This is a genomic window from Aliiroseovarius sp. S1339 (assembly GCF_023195695.1).
In the GTDB taxonomy this organism is placed as follows: Bacteria; Pseudomonadota; Alphaproteobacteria; order Rhodobacterales; family Rhodobacteraceae; genus Aliiroseovarius.
Window position 1 is genome coordinate 17,533 of the sequence record NZ_JALPQG010000007.1, and the last position, 20,206, is coordinate 37,738.

17 protein-coding genes are annotated in these 20,206 nt (G+C 55.6%); 7 read left to right on the forward strand and 10 right to left on the reverse strand.

The genetic code is table 11. The features are described 5' to 3' along the window. Positions 1 to 77: 77 nt before the first annotated feature. The 5 genes from MUY35_RS11430 to MUY35_RS11450 form a co-directional block, all read right to left on the reverse strand. Positions 78 to 3,275 carry an efflux RND transporter permease subunit gene (locus tag MUY35_RS11430; RefSeq protein WP_248368291.1) on the reverse strand — a complete coding sequence of 1,066 codons (3,198 nt, stop codon included), beginning with the start codon at positions 3,273 to 3,275 and terminating at the stop codon, positions 78 to 80. Continuing rightward, positions 3,272 to 4,234 (reverse strand): efflux RND transporter periplasmic adaptor subunit, encoded by a 963-nt coding sequence (locus tag MUY35_RS11435; RefSeq protein WP_248368299.1) that lies wholly within the window; start codon positions 4,232 to 4,234, stop codon positions 3,272 to 3,274. The genes MUY35_RS11430 and MUY35_RS11435 overlap by 4 nt, the downstream gene beginning before the upstream one ends. Positions 4,235 to 4,244: 10 nt before the next feature. After that, a complete protein-coding gene (locus MUY35_RS11440) occupies positions 4,245 to 4,445 on the reverse strand; it encodes a DUF2892 domain-containing protein (RefSeq protein WP_248368301.1) in 201 nt (66 codons plus the stop codon). 379 nt (positions 4,446 to 4,824) lie between these two features. Then, on the reverse strand, positions 4,825 to 5,073 hold the full coding sequence (locus MUY35_RS11445; RefSeq protein WP_248368304.1) for a hypothetical protein: 249 nt from the start codon (positions 5,071 to 5,073) through the stop codon (positions 4,825 to 4,827). A gap of 735 nt (positions 5,074 to 5,808) precedes the next feature. Next, positions 5,809 to 6,186: a hypothetical protein gene (locus tag MUY35_RS11450; protein WP_248368306.1), complete on the reverse strand. Its 378-nt coding sequence runs from the start codon at positions 6,184 to 6,186 to the stop codon at positions 5,809 to 5,811. A gap of 166 nt (positions 6,187 to 6,352) precedes the next feature. Here MUY35_RS11450 and MUY35_RS11455 point away from each other — a divergent pair, with 166 nt between their 5' ends. Together MUY35_RS11455 and MUY35_RS11460 are read left to right on the forward strand one after the other, a co-directional pair. After that, entirely contained in the window at positions 6,353 to 6,973 is a 621-nt protein-coding gene (locus MUY35_RS11455) for an RNA polymerase sigma factor (protein ID WP_248368308.1), read from the forward strand. Next, positions 6,970 to 7,743 carry an anti-sigma factor gene (locus MUY35_RS11460; protein WP_348984511.1) on the forward strand — a complete coding sequence of 258 codons (774 nt, stop codon included), beginning with the start codon at positions 6,970 to 6,972 and terminating at the stop codon, positions 7,741 to 7,743. Before MUY35_RS11455 ends, MUY35_RS11460 begins: the two co-directional genes overlap by 4 nt. 1,183 nt (positions 7,744 to 8,926) lie before the next feature. On the opposite strand, the gene MUY35_RS11465 is transcribed toward MUY35_RS11460, so the two are convergent. Beyond that, positions 8,927 to 9,613, reverse strand: coding sequence for an aspartate/glutamate racemase family protein (locus tag MUY35_RS11465; protein ID WP_248368311.1), 687 nt, complete (start codon positions 9,611 to 9,613; stop codon positions 8,927 to 8,929). Positions 9,614 to 9,621: 8 nt separating this feature from the next. After that, positions 9,622 to 10,542 (reverse strand): LysR family transcriptional regulator, encoded by a 921-nt coding sequence (locus MUY35_RS11470; RefSeq protein ID WP_248368313.1) that lies wholly within the window; start codon positions 10,540 to 10,542, stop codon positions 9,622 to 9,624. 104 nt (positions 10,543 to 10,646) lie between these two features. Between MUY35_RS11470 and MUY35_RS11475 the strand changes: the two genes are divergently transcribed. The 5 genes from MUY35_RS11475 to MUY35_RS11495 all read left to right on the forward strand — a co-directional run bounded on the left by MUY35_RS11475 (position 10,647) and on the right by MUY35_RS11495 (position 15,932). Then, positions 10,647 to 11,897 carry an FAD-binding oxidoreductase gene (locus MUY35_RS11475; RefSeq protein WP_248368315.1) on the forward strand — a complete coding sequence of 417 codons (1,251 nt, stop codon included), beginning with the start codon at positions 10,647 to 10,649 and terminating at the stop codon, positions 11,895 to 11,897. Between the two features lie 35 nt (positions 11,898 to 11,932). After that, positions 11,933 to 12,916 carry a TRAP transporter substrate-binding protein gene (locus tag MUY35_RS11480; RefSeq protein ID WP_248368317.1) on the forward strand — a complete coding sequence of 328 codons (984 nt, stop codon included), beginning with the start codon at positions 11,933 to 11,935 and terminating at the stop codon, positions 12,914 to 12,916. A gap of 62 nt (positions 12,917 to 12,978) precedes the next feature. Continuing rightward, complete coding sequence (locus tag MUY35_RS11485) at positions 12,979 to 13,692, forward strand: TRAP transporter small permease subunit (protein WP_248368320.1); 714 nt, start codon at positions 12,979 to 12,981, stop codon at positions 13,690 to 13,692. Next, the gene (locus MUY35_RS11490) at positions 13,689 to 15,002 is read left to right on the forward strand and encodes a TRAP transporter large permease subunit (RefSeq protein WP_248368323.1); all 1,314 of its coding nucleotides are present in this window, start codon (positions 13,689 to 13,691) and stop codon (positions 15,000 to 15,002) included. The genes MUY35_RS11485 and MUY35_RS11490 overlap by 4 nt, the downstream gene beginning before the upstream one ends. 6 nt (positions 15,003 to 15,008) lie before the next feature. Beyond that, positions 15,009 to 15,932 carry a hypothetical protein gene (locus MUY35_RS11495; RefSeq protein ID WP_248368326.1) on the forward strand — a complete coding sequence of 308 codons (924 nt, stop codon included), beginning with the start codon at positions 15,009 to 15,011 and terminating at the stop codon, positions 15,930 to 15,932. A 194-nt stretch (positions 15,933 to 16,126) separates the two neighbouring features. Here MUY35_RS11495 and MUY35_RS11500 read toward each other — a convergent pair whose 3' ends face one another. Genes MUY35_RS11500 through MUY35_RS11510 form a run of 3 tightly spaced genes read right to left on the reverse strand, consistent with a single transcriptional unit; the run spans position 16,127 to position 20,190 of the window. Next, on the reverse strand, positions 16,127 to 16,834 hold the full coding sequence (locus tag MUY35_RS11500; protein ID WP_248368329.1) for a WbqC family protein: 708 nt from the start codon (positions 16,832 to 16,834) through the stop codon (positions 16,127 to 16,129). Between the two features lie 32 nt (positions 16,835 to 16,866). Next, positions 16,867 to 17,913, reverse strand: a complete 1,047-nt coding sequence (locus tag MUY35_RS11505) for a sulfotransferase (protein WP_282569263.1) — start codon at positions 17,911 to 17,913, stop codon at positions 16,867 to 16,869. Then, positions 17,914 to 20,190 carry a DegT/DnrJ/EryC1/StrS family aminotransferase gene (locus tag MUY35_RS11510; RefSeq protein WP_248368335.1) on the reverse strand — a complete coding sequence of 759 codons (2,277 nt, stop codon included), beginning with the start codon at positions 20,188 to 20,190 and terminating at the stop codon, positions 17,914 to 17,916. Positions 20,191 to 20,206: the final 16 nt, after the last annotated feature.

Below are 20,206 nucleotides of genomic sequence, written 5' to 3' on the forward strand. Positions count from 1 at the left end.
GATACAGTCGCATAGCCATTTCCGGGTGCTCTATTTGACGTCGCCTGTGGTTCTGATGCAAGATTGCACACCACCCCTCATGTCCTCAAAACACGGTACAAGGCGGGGATCACCAGCACAGTCAGTAGGGTTGACGAGGCCAGTCCGAACAGCAGCGAAATCGCCAAGCCCTGAAAAATTGGATCGTTCAGGATCACTGCCGCGCCGATCATCGCAGCGAGTGCTGTCAAGAGGATCGGCTTGAACCGTACAGACCCGGCTTCAAGCAGCACCTCTGTCAGTTCGCGGTCCGGCGTTTTGGCGTGCCGGATGAAATCAACGAGCAGGATCGAGTTGCGCACGATGATCCCCGCGAGCGCGATAAATCCGATCATCGAGGTCGCTGTGAACGCGGCGCCAAACAGCCAGTGGCCACCGAGAATCCCAATGAAAGTCAGCGGCACCGGCGTCAGGATCACCAAAGGTAATTTGAACGACCCGAATTGACCGACTACGAGGATGTAGATGCCCAGAAGCGCGACAATAAAGGCGGCTCCCATGTCGCGGAACGTGACCCACGTGACCTCCCATTCGCCGTCCCAAAGCAAGGTTGGGTGGCTTTCATCCTGTGGCTGGCCATTCAGCGCGATGATGGGTTTGGGCAGATCGCTCCAGTCCTGTGCGTCAAGCGCGTCCTGAACAGCGAGCAGGCCGTATAGCGGTGCCTCAAAGCTGCCTGCAAGTTCAGCCATCACCATTTCCGCCGCGCGCGCATTGTGGCGGAAAACTGGGAACGATGCGCGTTCCTCAGTGATCCGCACCACGTCGCCAAGTTCAACGACGCTGCGGTCGCCCGGCAAGACGTTGGCCGGGATCGGCGTCGTCAGGAAATCTTCTCCAAGTGTGCGTTGCCCGATCGGTCGCTCTAGCCGGATCGGGATAGGTTGCCGCCCGCCGCCACGGTGCGAATACCCAACCGTTATACCACCGTTAAGAATTGCAATTGTGTTGAGCGCGTCCGCCTCTTGCACCCGAAAAAACTCGACGTCATCTGTGGATACCGTCGCGCGCAACCGTCGGGCCGGAACACCATAGGAGTTGTCGATGTCGACGATGAATGGAACCGACCGAAAGGCGGTTTCAACGCGCGCCGCCACCGCACGGCGGGTGTCGGCATCAGGCCCATAGATTTCTGCCAGCAAGGTCGCTAGCACAGGAGGGCCCGGGGGGGGTTCGACCACCTTCAGGTTGGCTCCTGGCACAACCTCTAGTTCAGAAAGACGCTCGCGGATACCGAGTGCAATTTCGTGGCTTGATCGGTCGCGGTGGTCCTTCCCAAACAGGTTGATCGCAACGTCGCCCTGTTCTGGCAATGCCCGCAGGTAGGAATGGCGCACGAGGCCATTGAAGTTGAACGGCGCGGCAGTGCCAGCGTGGGTCTGAACCGAACGCACCTCTGGCAGGTCCAGGACGATCCTGGCAACCTGTTGTGCGACAGCGTCAGTTGCCTCGACCGAGGAACCTTCCGGCATGTCGATCGCAACCGACAGTTCGGATTTGTTGTCAAACGGCAGCAGCTTGACCGTCACATCCTGCGTGTAAAACAGCGCCACTGAGGCGAGCGTCAAGACCGTAACCCCCGCAATCAACAGCCAGCTTCGGGCCTTGGTCGCAAGGATCGGTGTGGCAACGGCGCGATACATCCGGCCAAGCGCGCCGCCTTGCGCGTCTTCGTGATGCGACGGCGCAGATTTACCTGCCGCCTTCAGCATCAGCCAAGGCGTCACCGTCACCGCGACAAAGAAGGAAAAGATCATTGCGGCAGACGCATTTGCCGGAATTGGGCTCATGTAGGGACCCATCATGCCGGACACGAACAGCATCGGCAGCAAAGCGGCCACTACGGTTAAGGTCGCGATGATCGTCGGATTGCCAACCTCTGCCACCGCGTCAATTGCGGCCTGACGCCGGGGCCGGTCGTCTGCCATGCCCCAGTGACGGGCGATATTTTCGATCACAACAATCGCGTCATCGACCAGAATCCCGATGGAAAAGATCAGCGCGAACAACGACACGCGGTTCAGCGTGTAGCCCATCAACCACGACGCAAACAGCGTCAGCAGGATTGTCACCGGAATGACAAGCGCCACCACAAGCGCTTCGCGCCGCCCAATGGCGACCCAGACCAGCGCGATAATGGAAACGGTCGCAAGGCCTAGGTGATAAAGCAGTTCATTCGCCTTCTCGTTGGCGCTTTCGCCATAATCCCGAGTGACTTCAATGTGCATGTCGTCGGGGATCAGCCCGCCTTCCAACGCCTCGACCCGGTGCAACACCGCTTCGGCCACCAGCACCGCATTTGACCCTGCACGTTTTGCAACGGCAAGGGTGACGGACGGCACCCTCGTGACGACGTCTTCGGATTTCGTCACGGTGGACACAAGAAGTTCCCCGCGGTCAGATGAAAAACCAACATCCGCGACATCACGCACGTAAACCGGGCGATTGTCCCGTGTAATCAGCAGAAGGTTGGCGATCTCTTGCGGCGAACGCAGGGTCTCTCCGGCCAAAAGGGAAATCTGTTGCCCCGCGTCGCGAATGCGACCGGCAGGAAACGCGGTATTCGCGCCCGCGACCTTGTTGGCAAGTTGTTGAAGTGTCACGCCATAAAGCGCCAGCCGCGCCGGATCAGGTGCAACCCGCAACATTTCGGGTGTTTCGCCCACGATATAGGTCAGGCCGACATCCGGTATCTTGGCAACCTCGGTGCGCAGTTCCCGTGCGATGCGGGTCAGATCGTTGGGCGCTATCCGCGCAGCTGCCTCAGGTGTCGGAGACAGCGTGAGCGCAAGGATGGCAACGTCATCAATGCCACGTCCGACGATCATTGGTTCGGGCACGCCGACGGGAATACGGTTGAGGTTCGCGCGCACCTTGTCATGCACACGCAGCACGGCGGAATCCCCGGTGGTGCCGACTTCGAAGCGTGCTGTCACGACCACCTGATCGTCGAAAGATTGCGAATAGACGTGTTCGACGTCTTCGATGCTCTTGACGATGGTCTCAAGCGGCTCGGTGATCAGTTTGACCGCATCATCGGCTTTCAACCCATCGGCCCGAACATGAATATCAACCATAGGAACGGAAATCTGCGGCTCTTCCTCGCGCGGCAAGCTAACCAACGCGACGAGGCCGAAGACAAAGGCCGCAAGCAGGAACAGTGGCGTCAACGGCGAGGTAATGAACGCCCGCGTCAGCCCGCCCGCGATGCCCAGCGGTGTCGAAGGCTGCGTCACGGGGTCACCACGATGTCGCCGGGGGCAAGCCCACTCAGAACCTCGACCATTGCCGCGCCATCCTGAACGATGGGTTCGCCAAGCACGACTGCGCGATCCATGCGATCGTCGCCTACCATAACAACTACGAAATCGATACCTGATCGCGTTTCGACCGCGACCTCGGGTACCAGCAAAGTCATTCTTTTCCCGACCGGCAACTCAACAAGCACGCGCGAATTGACGAACGCGGTGTCGAGTTTTTCGAACTCCACATCTGCGATCACGCGGCCATTTTCGATTTGGGGATAAAGCTTGGCAACCCGGCCAGCGATATCCGCGCCCTCCGCATGCATCCTTATCTCTGCGCCCTCAGCCAGCGACGTCGCATGACGTTCGGGGATCGCGAGCCGCAGGAAAAACCCGCCGCCACCGATTAAGGCTATCGGCTCTCCTGGTAATATCACCGCGCCAAGCGTCGCAGGCACCGACAGCACCCGACCTTCGCCAGGGGCCAGCACCCCGCCTTCCGTCGCTTGTTGGGTGATCACGTCGCGCTGCGCTTCGGCTGTGGCGATCTGGCTGCGCAAGACATCGACAACCGTACGCAACTGATCAAGGCGCTGCACGGTTGCCACACCACGATCGACCAGCTCCTGCCCGCGTAAAAGTTCACTTTCAGCCGTCGAAAGCTGCGCCTTGAACGCGGTAATCTGCGCTTCTAGCGCAGCAATTTGAAACACGATTTTGTCGTCGCCGACCAAGGCGATCTGCTGGCCAGATTTGACCAGATCACCCTCGGTCACCGAAAGCTCGACCACCAACCCGCCAATCCGCGCCCGCGCTGGTACCGTTTCCCTTGCTTCAACCCGGCCATAGACGGCTTTCCATTCCGTCACGGATGTTTCGGCAAGGGTCAATGTCTCAGCCCAAGCCGATCCAGCAGTTAGCAAGCTGGCTATCAGTATCGCGATGCGCATTCCACTGTCCTTAAAAGGCTTTACCAGGTTTCACACCGAGCATCGTAAAAATCCAGGCCGCCGGGCAGAACCCGGTGAACGCTGATTGCAATAGGTTTGCGCCAACAAAGACCGTCAGCCAGACGAAATAGGAAGAAACCAAGTAAGTCAGCGCGACTGAGAGGAGGGTCATAAAACCCGCAAAGGCAAAGACTGTGCGATCAAGTGACATTGTTCCAATCCCTTTTGTCCATCAATGTGGTTTGCATACTAAATTCGTTTTCGAGCAGCCACTTGGTGTCGAGGAGGAAGGCAATTATCAGAGGCTGGCTTAGAGCAGGATGTCCCGAAACCGCGCCAACCACCCCCGCTCTGCCACTTTTCGCGCAACTCATACGCCGCAATCGTGCCACCAAGCCCTGTGCCTACATCAACAATTTGGGCCATTGTGTTGCCTCCTGATTTCTAAAGGCCGCAAGGCATTCCCGACGCGGAATCGCAGCAACTACTTTACAGGAAATATAGGCGGTCAGCCCTTAATCGGAATGATTTGGATCAACTTGGTATTCGCGATCCAGACGGACAGACGCGTGCTTCTTAGGTGTCGAATGCTACCGTCGTTGCAATAATTCCAGTGCCAGCTTCGAGACCTCGTGCAACGCCTCTTGCGGAGCGGAATCTGCCGCTGCGGCCAGGGCTTCCAGAAACCACGCAACGAACGGCGTTGCCTCAACCTGACCTTGTCTTCCCTTCCGTCCCTCCTGCAACGCCGCATAATAGCCGGGCTTGTCGTGCTTGATCTGGCGCGAAAGCGAGAACGGCGAAGGTTGGGCAGTCGCAAAAAAATGCTCGACGATCATGCGTCCGATCCGACCGTTGCCATCCTGGTCCTCCCCCACTGAAATGGTCCGCCCTTATAGCTAGGAAACGGAGGAAAAGAGTTGATACCCTTGTTTGGGCTGGCCTGCCATCCGAGAACTGGACCACTTAAGTGGGGCCGATCAGCGATGCGATGACAACTCAAGTGGTTAACCACAGGCTAATATTTGTTTCCGAACAAACCGCTATGTCGCTTCAAACCTACGCGGCCAGTTGGCGGCAAAGTATGCTGCGTCGACTGTGAAAGTTAGCCTCTCCAAAGATGGTGTTTTGGATATCTGCTCTGCATTAATGTCTTGGGTTAATTTTGCGAATGGCAGCAAATTCCGCGATCCGGCCGACCTTGGCTTCCCAATGCTGCGATCTCCACTAACTTCTGCTTAGGGGAAGTCTCAGCGGCGGGAGCGACGGGGTCAAGGTCCGCTATGGGCCGCGGGCGTTGTCGCCGCCACGCAACGGCTAGAATGGACGTTGATGTCCCGTGTTTGTGAGCGCACACGCTCAACCACATCACACAAAAATTACCGGCCGCAGAATTTCTGCGGCCGGTAGAACTTTAATATGAATTGTTTAAAATTAGTTTTCGCTGGTCAGTAATCTGTCGAAGAATAAGATTTGTCAGATGCGCTGTAACTCTGATCGTCAGAGTAGCAGCCCGCGAGAGCCAGAACGCCAGTCACAAGAATAACGATACGTGTCATAAGAATTTCCTCCGATTAGTTGCGAACTGCGTCCCAGACACCGCCGACACCGTCTCCGGTCACGTCGCCGCGCGCTGAATCGCCTGCCCAAAAATAGAGCGGCTTGCCTTTGAGGGTCCATTGGCGCGTGCCATCTTTTCGATCGATTATCCCCAATGCGCCATCGGCTTCGGCGGACGCTCCAGCAGTGAAAGGAGGCCACGATGTCGCGCAGTCATCGTAGCAGTTCGACTTGTCCTTGGCGTCTTTTCGGAATGTGTAGAGTGTCATGCCAGTTTTTGCAGAAACGATAACTTTACCGATGTCAGAATTGACGGCAGCCAATGTCTGAGCCGAAGCTGCGGTGCCCAGAATGGTGAAGGCCACGATTACAGAAATAAGATTGCGGTTCATGATATTTGATCCTTCCTAATTTTGTTCATTCAATGTGGAGCTCGTCTGCCCTCACTGCTGACCATTACGCATCGGCACCCGCAATTATTCCCGCTGTTCAGAAAAAAGTTGAATTTTTTGACTTTGCGAAACGTAAACACCTTGAAACATTGATATGGAGAAGGTGGTGGACCGCGCGATTGAACTGCAGACCGAATGGCAAGAAAGTTGCATCGTTGGACCTGTCGTTACACTAAGGGCGTATCTTCCGCGCATTCACTCCAGGGAATATCGAGAGGTTGGATTGTCGACTGAACTGAAACCAGCTCTGATCGCGTTTTTGCCGAGGCTAAGACGATTTGCGCGGTCTTTAACGCGATCTGTGAGTGAAGCAGATGATCTTGTTCAGGACGCCTGCTTGCGCGCGCTGAGCCGGTCAGAACAATGGGATCCTTCCCAACCCTTAGATCGATGGATGTTTCGTATCACACGAAACCTCTGGATCAGCGAGATTCGCAAACGCAAGGTACGTTTGGGTCAGGGCCATGTGCCGGCGGACGAAACGCATGAACTGCAGACCACTGATACAGGCGAGGCACACCTTGCCGCAGCGCAGTTGCAAAGCCGCGTTTTCGCCTTACCTGACGAATTGGCGGCGGTGCTTATGACGGTATCGGTGGAAGGCTATAGCTATGCAGAGGCGGCAGAGCTATTTGATATCCCGGTTGGCACTGTAATGAGCCGCGTTCATCGTGCCAGAAAAGCCTTGGCAAAACAGATTGCGGAAACCAAGGGAGCAATCCAGTGACGCAGTATGAGGACAAACTGAGCGCGTTCCTTGACGACGAGTTGTCGGTTGCGGAGAATCGCGAGATCGAAGAGGCGTTGGCCAGTGATCCCAAGTTGCAATCCGCTCTGGAAGATTTGATGGCGGCAGACGTGTTGGCCAAGGAAGAATTTGCGGCAATGCTTGACGAGCCTGTTCCATTTGAGTTGGCATCCGCCATTCAGAATGCGCAAACGAAAACGACAGCGAATGCGTCCTCTCCCCCTAAAGTGCTTAGTAGGTTGACCACCGCAACTGCGATAATTGCCTTGGCGATTGGTGGTTTGTTTGGGTATCTGGGTGGTGCCGCGCAAAACGCTCAACTTGCCTCAACACCAGACTGGCTTGCGAGTGTCGCCGAATATCACACTGTGTATGCGGGCCAAAAGCGGCATCTGGTAGAAGTTGGAGCCGACGAAGCCGAACATATTCAGGCTTGGCTTTCCAAGTCGGTGGGATCGGATGTCCGCATTCCGGATCTTTCCGACCAGGGTCTAACCTTTCAAGGCGCTCGTCTATTGGTGGCGAGCGGGAAACCTGTAGCACAATTGATGTATACAGATGCAAACGAACGTGTCGTGGCCTTGTGCCAAATCAAATCAAGTAAACCGCTGGGTGAGTTTGTAGAACGCAATATAAATTCGTTCGATATGGTGACATGGGGCGCAGCAAACGCCAACTTCGTGGTGATCGGAGACGAAGGACAGCATGATCTGAACAGGATTGCTCAGGCAGCCGCGGCACAGGTTTAGAGCTTGGAGTTTAAATACCAATTGCATTCGCAGCCGGGCTATTGGGAGCATTTGCCACATCTTCAAGTGCTGCAGCGCCGCCTGTAAGACCGAACTTTCGGGGGTCTGTTCCGGTAAGGGGCGGGGTCGTAGGTTAGTGGAACCAGCCGTTCATGTGTAGCGGGGCGAATGCCTCGATCAAGCTCAAAGCTACGGGCATGCAGTCGGTAGATAAGGATTGAGTTTTTTGTCGAGGACTTCGAAACGTATCCGCCTTTTCGACCAGTTGTAGAACTGCGTTTCTTCTTCAGATGGTGCGATCAAGACGGCATGATAATCAAGAAGTATAGTGCCAGTCGGACCCGTTCTATCGTCGCGACTTCGGGAAGGCGCATCTCCCAAATGGAACTTAGTTCGGTGTCATAGCGAACAGGTCTTGGCACTAAAATACACGCTTCATCGGTATTGCCAGGTGCTCCACGATGAACATACATTCCTAACGCTGAAGCCCAAGACCAACTTGCGAGAAGAAAAAGAACCCAGGGTCCCATACTAAGAAACCGCTCTGAGGTTTGGCTGGGTGCTGAAATGCTTGCAATCTTATGTAGATAGCCAGCTAATCCCATGACAAAAAATAAGGTGATTGCCCCGTCAACCGTTGTTCCTATTGCCCAGATCGCAAAAACAAGTAACGCCCCGCCGAACAAAACGAGGACGGCGAGCACCGACAATGCTTTAGCTGACCGAGATGCAATGGGAGGAGGTCGCTTGGCATATCCTCTCCGTCAGTGGATTGCAGCCTGAACTGTTTGCGTGGTTGCTGTGGGGTGGTGAGAAAACTCGATGTGATCATGTGCATATCATTGCGGCACGCCAGACATTCACTGGACGTCCCTTGGAGGTTCTCACATCGGTCCGTGAGACGGAACGACTGGAGCGCGATCTCCGCGAACGCTTGCAGCTCGGCGAGCTCCCGTGGCAAGCCACATAGGAATTGTGCAGTGAGTGCACCTAATGACTCTAAGGTAAACCAGCCCATTGCGGGCATTCAGCGGTCCGATACTTGTTGGATTGCGACTTTTGCAATCCTGAACGTGGCCGTGGTCGCGGCATGGAGTGGGACGGTGGATGTGATGCGATCACAAACTGTGAATGGGCTGCGGGCGTTCCAAGTTCACTAACAGCGCACTTTTTTGCGAATAACCTAGTAGCGAGTTGGTGCCAGACCCGCTTGGAACCAGTTGAGAAAGCTGACAATCGAATAGACGGGTCGCCCTGTGATCTTTGCGATATCTGCTGCATAGGGTGCCATGTTGGTGCATTCGAGCACGATTGCGCCAACGGTTTCCCGCCTTAAAACGAGCCGCTGTGCCGTCGCGTGCATTTCAGCTTGGCAGGCTGCAAAATTCATGTCTGGCAAATCGTCGAAAACCGCCGTGGCAAACGCTCCGTCACGCGGCAATCCTTCTATTGGCAGGTCGTCTCGTGCGCCCGCCGCGCGCAAATGCGCTGCACTCAGGCTCTCTTTTGATATTGTCAGAATACCGGCTTCTTGGTTTGTGGGCAGCGTCGCTTCCACCATCGGCACCTGCATCAAAGGCGAGCTGGCAAAGGGGACACCTAAGGCGTCTTTTAGCTCATCTTGCATGAGCGACAGGAATCCGCAGGAAGTTGTTAGCCCTGCGCACCCGTCGGCAATTAACTCGCGTCCGACCTGAACAAACCCGTCCAAAAGGGCACGAGGGTCTTCGTGTACTACTTTTTGGGCACTTGCTCCGCCGACCGCGCGCATATGAACAGGGAAGTCCCATGTGTGTTGGTGTCCGATATCGCCAAGCGGACGCGGAAAGCTTGTTTCTAACATCAATATTCCGACGGCGGCTTTTCCCATGTCGTTTCCTATTTCGCCCGTACGATAGGCTTGCCATCAACAGTATAGGGCTGAAGTTCGGTCAAAAGCAGCTTCATGAATTCTTTGCCGAGTTGCGAGAGCGGTCGCGTGGCAGAGGTGATCACGGCCATATCCATAACAATTGAGGGTTCGAAACGACGGGCAATAAAGCGGTCATCATAGTCGAACTCCAATCCGAAACGGTCCAGCAACGCAACGCCCATACCTTCCTTCACGAAGGCAAGCAGGTTCTTGAACAAATGCGAATGCACCCTGGCTTTTAACGGGATATCCGATTTTTCAAACGCCTCGCGCAGTCGTCGCTGTGTGATATGATCAGGCCCCATCACCAAGAAAGGCTCGCCTTTCAAAAGCTCAGGGGTGAGCACATCGTATCGCTTCAGAGGATTGCCTTTGTGCAGCGCAATGCGCGTTTCCACATGCAATGGGTAATATTGCAGCGTGTCATAGAGCATCGGCATCTCGCATATCCCGATCTCGAACAGTCCCGAAAGGACCCACTCCTGAATTTTGGAGCTATATTGCGACTGGAACGAAATGTTCATATCCGGTCTGGTTTCTGCAAACTCGGCGATCAGCTTGGGCATAAACCCGAACGACATGGAGTGTTGCGAGGCGATCTGCAGTTGCCCAGCCTGCTTGTTTTGCAAATCAACGACGGTCTGAGTGACATGGTCAAGTCCACGCACCACAGTGTCAATCTCGCGGTGCATCAGCTCTGCCTCAGGCGTCGGGACAAGTCGGCCTTGCAAGCGTTCAAAAAGCATTAACCCGGTCTGGCGTTCAAGTTGGGCCAGTAGGTTTGAAATCCCCGGCTGAGAAATTCCCAAGGACTCCGCTGCGCCAGTGACGGTGCCGGTCTCAATGATGGCATGAAAAGCCTGAAGCTGTCGGAAGCGTAGCCGCATATCTTTAAGTATCACTTTAAGTTATGTGATTGCCAGCAAATAGTATTGGAAATGATACCCAACGACTGCCAGACTGAATTTCAACCTTGAAGGAAAGCTGCTCAATGACATCAGAGCATATTATTGTTATCGGCGCCGGAATTGTCGGCACGTCTTCAGCCATCTGGCTGCGCCGGGCGGGGTATGATGTCACGCTTCTTGATAAGGGCGAGCCGGGCATGGGTGCCTCTTATGGAAACGGCGGAATTCTGGCCAGTTGCTCTGTGGTGCCTGTCACTGCGCCCGGCCTTCTCAAGAAAAGCCCGACATATCTCGCCGATCCGAATTTCCCGCTTTTCCTACGCTGGAGCTATGTGCCCAAACTTGTGCCATGGCTGATCAAATACATGTCCCACGCAAATGAGGGCGACACACGCCGCATTAGCCAAGGTCTGGCGACGATTGTCGGCGACAGCCTTGAGCAACATCAGGCTTTGACGGCGGGCAACAGGGCCGCGAAATGGGTGCAAGAAAGCGACTATAGTTTTGCATACCCTGACCGCAGCGCATTTGAAGCAGATGCGTTCGCTTGGCAACTGCGCGGCGAGGCGGGGTTTGACCCCGCGTTCATCGAAGGCAACGCCGTTCAGGAAGCGGAGCCGATCTTAGGCCCGAAGACGAAGCTTTTGGCAGTGCTCAAGAACCATGGGTTCATTCTGAACCCCGGCTCGTACGTAGGAGATCTTGTCGAGCAGCTTAAAGAGATGGGCGGTAAGTTTGTTCAGGCGGAAGTCAAAGATTTTGAACTTGGCGGCGGTCAAGTCAGTGCAGTGGACACCAACCTGGGTCGCATCCACTGCGACAAGGCCGTTGTTTCATCGGGAGTCTGGTCCAAACCACTGATGCAGAGACTGGGCCTGAACGTCCCGCTTGAAGCCGAACGTGGCTATCACATCATGTTCAAAAAACCGAACCTCAAGCCCAACAATCCGATGATGCTGACCGCTGGGAAATTCGTTACCACAGCGATGGACCAAGGCGTGCGATGCGCAGGCGTGGTCGAGTTTGGGGGGCTAAGCGAGAAGCCCTCAAAAGCACCGCTGAAGCTGCTGCGCCGAAAAGCGCAAGAGATGTTTCCAGACCTCACCTACGAGAGTGACGAAGAATGGCTTGGCTATCGTCCTGCGCCATCTGATAGCTTGCCCCTAATCGGTGAACTTCGCGAAACCGGCGTTTTCACAGCGTTTGGCCATCACCACATTGGCCTGACTGGTGGACCCAAAACGGGTCGTCTGGTTGCTGATATGATTGCTGGAAACCACACCAATAACGATATTCGCCCCTTCGAGCCAATGCGCTTTGCGGTGGGCAAATAACCAAGACCAATAAACAATAACTCAGGGAGAGAATGATGAAACCACTAAGCAAAACAATAAGCACCGCCGCCATGACAGTGGCGCTTGCGATGACGGGCACAGCCGCAATGGCTGAGCAATGGGACATGCCTATGGCCTACGCGGCGACAAACTTCCACTCGGAAATGGGTGTCGTATTTGCAGATAAAGTGCGCGAATATACCGGCGGCGAGATCGATATCACGGTTCATCCCGGTGGCTCGCTCTTCAAAGGTGGCGAAATCAAGCGCGCCGTCCAAACTGGTCAAGCCCCGATCGGCGAACGCTTCATGTCGGCCCACGCTAACGAAGCCCCGCTTTTGGGCTGGGACAACCTGCCATTCATTGCAACGACCTATGAGCAGAACGACAAGCTTTGGGCTGCGGCCAAAGACAAGGTGAACGCACAGCTATCCGATCAGAATCTCGTTGTGCTCTACACATGCCCATGGCCGGGGCAGGGCTTCTATTTCAAGAAAGAAGTCACCTCGTCGAAAGACACTCAAGGGGTAAAGTTCCGCTCGTACAACACGGCCACGGCCACTTTTGCGGAAGAACTGGGCATGATCCCTGTGCAGGTTGAAGCGGCTGAGCTGAGCCAAGCGTTGGCGACAGGTGTGGCAGAGGCGTTCATTTCGTCAGGCTCGACAGGTTATGACCGCAAAGTATGGGAAACCCTGACGCACTATTACAAAGTGAACGCATGGCTGCCGCGCAACTACGTTATGGTCAATAAGGGCGTCTGGGAAGGCCTGAGTGCGGACATGCAAGCCAACGTCCAGAAGGCCGCCGATGAGACAAGCACAGCATGTGCCGCTAAGTCGTCAGAGCTTGCCAACTGGTATTTTGAACAGCTGGAAGCCAACGGAATGAAAGTTGAAGACGCGGATGCCGAGTTCCTTGCCGAACTTGAAGTCATCGGCGCGAAAATGACAGCCGACTGGCTGGCGGAAGCGGGCGAGGATGGCCAAGCTATCCTTGATGCATACAACGCCAACTAAGCATAAAGGCAGCGGTCCCAGACAATCCGGGGCCGCTGCCACACTTTTCCAGGGGAAATTCGATGCGAGATTGGCAACCATTATTGGGGCTGCCCTTATGGGTCTGGCTCTTTGTGTTCCCAGCGCTTCTGGCGCTCTTTTGTCTCTGGCAGGGCCCCAAGGCAGCGGCGCTTTTATCGCCCGTCTGGAGGTTTCTCGACAAAGTCTACAAGGCAGCCGGTGCATTGGCCGCATGCTTTATGGTGCTGATTTTGTTGCTGATCATCGGCCAGATGATCGCCCGCTGGTCCAGCCTCACCTTCCCCGGATCGACCGAGTATGCAGGTTACGCCATGGCCGCGACATCCTTTTTCGCGCTGGCCTATACGCTGACGCAAGGTGGCCACATCCGCGTGTCCGTTCTGCTTAATCTTAACAGGCACACCAAGTTCTGGCTTGATGCTGGGGCGATGTTCATTGCCGCCATTACAGCCACATATTTTGCGCGCTACGCGATCAAAACCAACATCATGTCCGAGATGCTCAACGACCGCACACAAGGACAAGACTTCGTCCCGGAGTGGCTGCTGACGTTCTTCTCCATGTTCGCCAACTCTCCTGCTAAATGGGCAGAAATGTGGGCCAAGACGGGCTCTGAATGGGTTTACACACCCGTCTGGCTGCCACAGCTGCCGATGTCGATTGGCACGGTGCTGCTGGCAATCGCAATCTGGGATTATCTCACTCGGCTCCTCGCTCTTCGTGAAAGTCAGATTCACGGGGAGGTTCTGGAATGAGCGAACTTTACGCCACAGCGATTTTCCTTTTCGTGCTCTTCACCCTTCTGGGAGGCTCCGTATGGATCGGGCTCGCGCTAATGGGCGTGGCTTGGGTTGGTATGGAGCTGTTCACGACGCGCCCCGCAGGGGATGCGATGATCACCACAATCTGGACTGGGGCCTCAAGTTGGACCCTTACGGCCTTGCCGCTGTTTATCTGGATGGGCGAGATTTTGTATCGAACGCGATTATCCCAAGACATGTTTCGTGGCCTTGCGCCATGGATGCGCTTCTTGCCCGGGGGCCTTTTGCACACCAACATCGCGGGCTGCACAATCTTCGCAGCGGTCTCTGGTTCATCCGCCGCGACCCTGAATATGGTTGGCAAAATGTCGATCCCCGAGCTGCGCAAGCGTGGTTACCCCGAGTATATGATCATCGGAACATTGGCGGGTGCGGCGACGCTGGGGCTGATGATCCCGCCGTCCCTTACACTGATCGTCTATGGTGTGACGATCAACGAAAGCATAACCAAGCTTTTCATGGCAGGTGTCTTTCCCGGCCTCGTCTTGGCGGGGCTGTTCATGCTCTACATTATGGCCTGGCACTTCATCTACAAAGACCAGCGCCCAGAACCGGAACCTGCCATGCCGCTTGGCAAGCGCCTTTCCGAAAGCCGCTTTCTGCTGCCGCTTTTCGGGCTTGTCTTCGTGGTCATTGGCTCGATGTATCTTGGCTATGCGACGGCGACCGAGGCCGCCGCCGTTGGTGTCGTCGGGGCGCTCGCGCTTTCAGGGATGCAAGGCTCGCTTGATTGGGAGACGTTCAAAGACAGCCTGATGGGGGCCACGAAAACCTCGGCCATGATCGCCTTTATTCTCATGGGTGCGGCGTTCTTGTCGCTTTCGATGGGCTTCACCGGCCTGCCACGCGCGCTGGCTGAACTGATCGAAAGTTACAATCTGTCGCCCGTGGCGCTTATCGCTGTGCTGACAGTTTTCTACCTGATCCTCGGCATGTTCATGGACGGCCTGTCCTCGGTGGTTTTGACAATGGCCATTGTTGAACCAATGATCCGTGCTGCAGGCATCGATGTGATCTGGTTTGGTATCTTCCTTGTCGTCGTGATTGAAACCGCGCAAGTCACGCCGCCGATCGGTTTCAACCTTTTCGTGCTGCAAGGTATGACCCGTCACGATATCGGATATATCGCCAAAACAGCGATCCCCATGGTTGGCCTCATGTTGCTCATGGTGGTTATCTTGGTGATCTGGCCCGAGCTGGCCACATGGTTGCCCAACAACATCCGCCAAGGTCCAGGCGGTTAAACCACGATGCTAGAGGCGCTGGGACTTATTGCGCGCTACGGGCGCTTTGTGCTGGTGGGTGGTCTTGGTGCAGGACTTGTCTTGCCCGGGGTTGCTCTGGCGCTTCGCCCTTGGCTAAGCGAACTGGTCTTGCTTTTGCTTTTTCTCACTGCGTTTCGCGTTGGCCTGCCCGCTGCGCTGGAAGGGTTGAACCAAACTCGTAACACGCTTGGCGTTGTGCTCGCATACCAACTGGCATTGCCCTTGCTTTGCATCGCCGTCTTCGCCGGTTTTGGCCTCGCTCAAAGCCCCGTTGCCATTGCGCTGACGCTCATGCTCTCCGCCCCGTCAGTGACGGCAAGCCCGAACATGGCAGTGCTGCTCGGACACTCGCCCGAGCCGGGGTTTCGGTTGCTCATCCTTGGCACGTTGATCCTGCCGCTTACGATTATTCCCATTTTCTGGGTCTCACCTGCGCTTGGTAGCCTGCCGGAAGCGATCCATGCCGCGTTACGCCTAGGCCTATCGATCTGCGCCACAATCGCATTGGCCTTCATACTGCGCGCAGTTCTGCGGCCTGACATGCACAGGTCCGAGATCCACGCGCTTGACGGGCTGACCTCGCTCGCTCTGGCTGTGATCGTCGTCGGCCTGATGAGCGCCGTTGCGCCCGCATTGTTGACCGCCCCTAGGACGCTTGCAAAATGGCTTGTTGTCGCCTTAGTTGCCAACCTTGGCATACAGACACTGGCCTATCTGGGGTTACGTCGCATTGGCGACGCGCGCACCGCAGCACCCATGGCCCTGGTAGCCGGAAATCGCAATGTTGCGCTTTTCCTCGTCGCCTCGACTGCGACCCAAACTGACGAGTTTCTTTTGTTTTTGGGGTGTTATCAGTTCCCCATGTACCTCACCCCGATCCTTATGCGGCGACTTTTTGGGAGAGGATAGAAAGGGTGATCAGGCGGGTTGAGAGAAAAGCCGCGAGCTATCAGGCTACGGGTCACATGCTCCAATACAACGGTAAGGTAATGTCGTTTGTGACGACTGATTGATTAATTTGCGTCGGCTTGGAGCATACCTGACGTTTGATGAAACAAACTGATGCGCCGTCCAGCAACGCCGACTGGCTTCGGGCGTCCGTGTTAGGCGCGGATCAGCTCTGCCGCGGTCAGCATCGTTGAAATCTCGTCGGCGGAAACATGTGCTATTGCATCTAGAATGCTCAAACCCGGCACGAAGCCCGCTATGCCTTGGGGATATTCGGGAAGGGTGGGGTTCAGAAACCAAAGCGAGATATCCGCCTTGGCAAAGCTTTCGCCATCATAGAGCGCCTTGCCACCGATCATATTGACATAACTTTCAGCGCCAATCGCCCGGCACGCTGCGATGATCCGTGCCTGGCCGGTCAGGTCTGGGTCAAGCGACAGGTCAGAGGTGCGCCGGATCACTGTATTGATCCCCAATGCTGCGCAGGTCCGCTCCAACGCAAAGCAGGTGGTGTCGGTGAAATCCGCGGGCTTGTCTGCATCGGTGATATGCTCGGCCACCGCCGCCACAAGGTCGGTAGCTAAGGAAACATAAGGGGCCTTGGCATAAGAGCTGACGATGGTCTTTCTGAGCTTTTCCAAGGCCAAGACCGCAGCATGGCCGAATGTTTTGTTACAGATCAAATCCATTCGGGGATGCTTGTTGACGGGTATGGTGAACAGGAATTCCTGCCCCCCCACGAGCAATCGGTTGCGATGCATCCAACCTTGCTGAATGAATTGAACATCGTCCAATAACCAAAACTCATCCGCTGCCGAGATAAGCTGGAAATACCCAAGATAGGGGAAAAGATAGGGCTGCATGATGGCAACCCTGCGCGGTGTTTTCCCGTCCGTCATCGCTTTTGGCTCAATAAGACGTCCGGGTCGTGCACCGGGCGTGCGCGCATCGTCGCGTATAGGCGTGACCAGTTTTCGAACCGTGCGCGTTCCTCGGGCGGTAACTCTTGGTAGGCTGGCTTGTCATAAGGTTCTTGCAGGGCAAGATCGGCGCGCAACGCGTCTAGCGTTTCAAATCGACCAAAGGGCGGCTTGTCGGCGCGCACGCTTTCATAGCCAAAAACCTCCATCAACGGGCCATTCACGGCTTCGATATAGGCGATCGCATCATCGGACAATTCGTCCAGAAACTTGTTTGAATTGCCCGACAAAAGCGGCTTGTCCAGATTGGACCACATGGCGGAGCGTTTGGCATCGGATTGCGCGCTTCTGCTTTTTTCCGAAAAGCGCAGCATTTCGGGGTCAAACTCCAACTCAAGTTCGTCGCACACCCGTCGCAACTCGGCCTCGGGTTCGACAATCAGATCTTCATAGCGCAACATGCCAACCGGCGTTTGCGCAGGAAGTTCAGATTTCGCCTGAAGATAGCCGGTCTGATCTTGGTTCCAGCGCTCAGCCGCCCGAAGGACCCCGCCGCGCATCACAGGTCCATTGACCCACGACACTGCCATATCGCGAGGATCTCGGGTCATGAACAAAAAGCGCGGGCGCGTGCTTTGCGTTAACAACATCGGCAGATACCGGAACGAGGAGTTTTCCTTGGTGAACACATGTGCCTTGCCACCGCTGCGGGCTTCAGCGGCATAAAGGGCGGCGGCCATCTCGCCTGCATGGGTCAGATCGGTCAAAAGCGCCGCACGCCGCGTCAATGTCCATTCGTCAATTGCCCAGTGACTGACCTTGGCGTCAAAAAGATCAAGAACTGCCCCGCGCAGTTCGTCGCTGCTGACGGCATAGCGGTTGGCACATTCGCTCATCACCTTGAACAAATGGGCCGCACCGGGCGCCGAAACGTCGGGATGGGCGTCGAAAATCTTGGCAATCAAATTGCTGCCTGAGCGTTCTGAACAGAGCAAAAAAATAGGCGCGTTCAAAAGGGCCATTTAGCGGCTTCCATCTGCTGCGGTTTTTTCTCCAGCACGCACCATCGCGATGATCTGCGCGATGATATCTTCGTTAGAGGCCAGTCGCATTTCTGGGGCATTCGAAAGGCTGAACACATGGTCAAACAAATGCTGCGCGTTGGGAATAGGCGTTGCCGAAAGGTCTTTCGGGACAAGCGGGCGGTAGTATTTGCGCATGATGACCGGCCCGCTAGCTGCGTCGATATCAACGGGGACAGGCGCTAGAAAAGCGGTATGGGCAAGAGGTGATATGGTTTCGACATCACCGGCGAAGGGGCGAATATCAAGGCCGGTATCAATCACAAGCGACTTCATCCGCCGTTCTTGAAATTTATAGAATTGCCGCCAATAGGGCATGCGTTCCAGCCGGTCGATAATCGCCGCCGCCGAAAGGTCGCTCAGCTTGAAGTTTGAGGCACAGAAATTTGCGCTGTCGGGCAGTCTTGCCGCGTAATTCACAAGCGCGCGGATCGTTTCGTCTTGATCGGCGTCACAAAGGATGAACCCGCCTTCGCCCACGCCCCAAGGTTTGGTGTGATGGGCCGAGATTGTTTCTATCGGGGCATGTTTTTCGCCAGAGCTCGCAGGACGGTCAAAAAGGCCCGTCGCATTGTCGACCACAAAGCTTTTGCCGTGGCGTGAACAAAAATCTGCAACATCATCCCAATCGGATTGGGTCGCGAAGACATTGGTATAAATAACGCCATCGTAGCTAGAAAGCGGCAACGCCTTCAAAGCGTCAAGGTCAAAGCGCCCCTGCGCGTCGCAATCAATGATCTGTGTTTCCGACAGCGGGCCAACCTTGCAGGAAAAAAAGTTAAAGGCACTTGCGACCCAGCGAAACCCCGGCGACTGGGCCTGTAATTCATGAAGCCCGCAGGCCAAATGCAAAGCTGACGTTCCGTTGTTCACAGCGATGACGCGTCGATGTGCGGGAACGTTGGTCAGGGCCGCGACCATCGATTCCAACAGCGCCGCGACAGGGCCGCCATTGGCATGGTGGTTGGCTGCAATCGACAGCGACAGAAGTTCCGCCATGCGCTGATGGTCATAGATTTTATTCTCAATGAACTGGATCGGCCCTTGGGAAAAGGGGGCAGACAATTCGTCGTTTGAGGCGGGTTCGGGTACGTCCGCAGCCGTCGCCAATTCAACCAGTTTGGGATCACGCAGGCCGTACCGGCGGGTGTACGAGTTTTCGACCCCAAGCAGGGGGGTGTTCAATTTTGGTAAGGCTGCTGCCAACTGGCGCTGATAGACAGATGTCCAGTTTGATCGCATCGCGGTCTCGGGGCTGAAGGCGGCTAGTGTGCCACCAAGATCGACGAACTGAAAACGAGCGAACTTCTCCCAGGCTTTGAAGGCCAGCCAAGTTGTTAGTGATCCGCCCGCGGCACCAATGACGAGCGGCAAGCGTGCTGTATTCTGGTGTGCTTCCAACGCTGAGCAAAGCTGCTCAAGGATATTCTCACGCTCAAGGCGCGCTTGACCCGCATCGACGATTATGGTGGTCAGTGAGGCAAGGCCAAGCGCGTCGATCAGCGCACGATTGCTGTCGTTGCCGATAAAAATCACATCGCGGTCGCGCAGTGCATCGGTGAATTTGTGCAAACTACCTGTGATCGCCGCAACCTTGAATTCGTGGCCTGAGAACCCTTTTTCCACCACATTTTCGCAATGCACGTCTGGCACGAAATGCTCAATCAACGCTTCGCAAACCGCGCGGTTTTCGTATGGTGTTCCCTCAATCCGGTCAGACGCAGGCCATGGCACCAGTGAGGCCACGAAATGCATACCATCATCGGGTCGCGCTGCATCGCGCATGAAGCCTAGAAGCTCAGCCAGCATCCCGCCTTCGGCAAACATACTGCCACCGATGCCAAGCATTTCGTCCAGCGTTTTGCCAGATGTGGTCAAGATTTTGTCGCGGGCGACGCCAAGCCTTTCGAGTTTCGCAAGGCGTTCCCAAAAGCCGTGGTTGATTTTGCAGAAGGCGAAGCGTTCGTTACCTTCCATCAGGCGCAAAACATGTTCAAACCCGGGTTGATCCACGTCTAGAACTGGTGCTGCGCGGAAACCCTCGGCGCGGTCGTGCATCAAATAATCAGCATATCCAGACGGGTCGGCTTCTGAGGCCGTATTTTTGGGACCTGCCGAAACTAAATTCAGCGCGCGTTTGATGAGCTTCAATGTCAGATCCCTTGACGGGTGGTGTTGCAATTTGAAGGCGGCCGGGTCCAATAAATCGTCAGCCATTAATGGCTGAGACCAT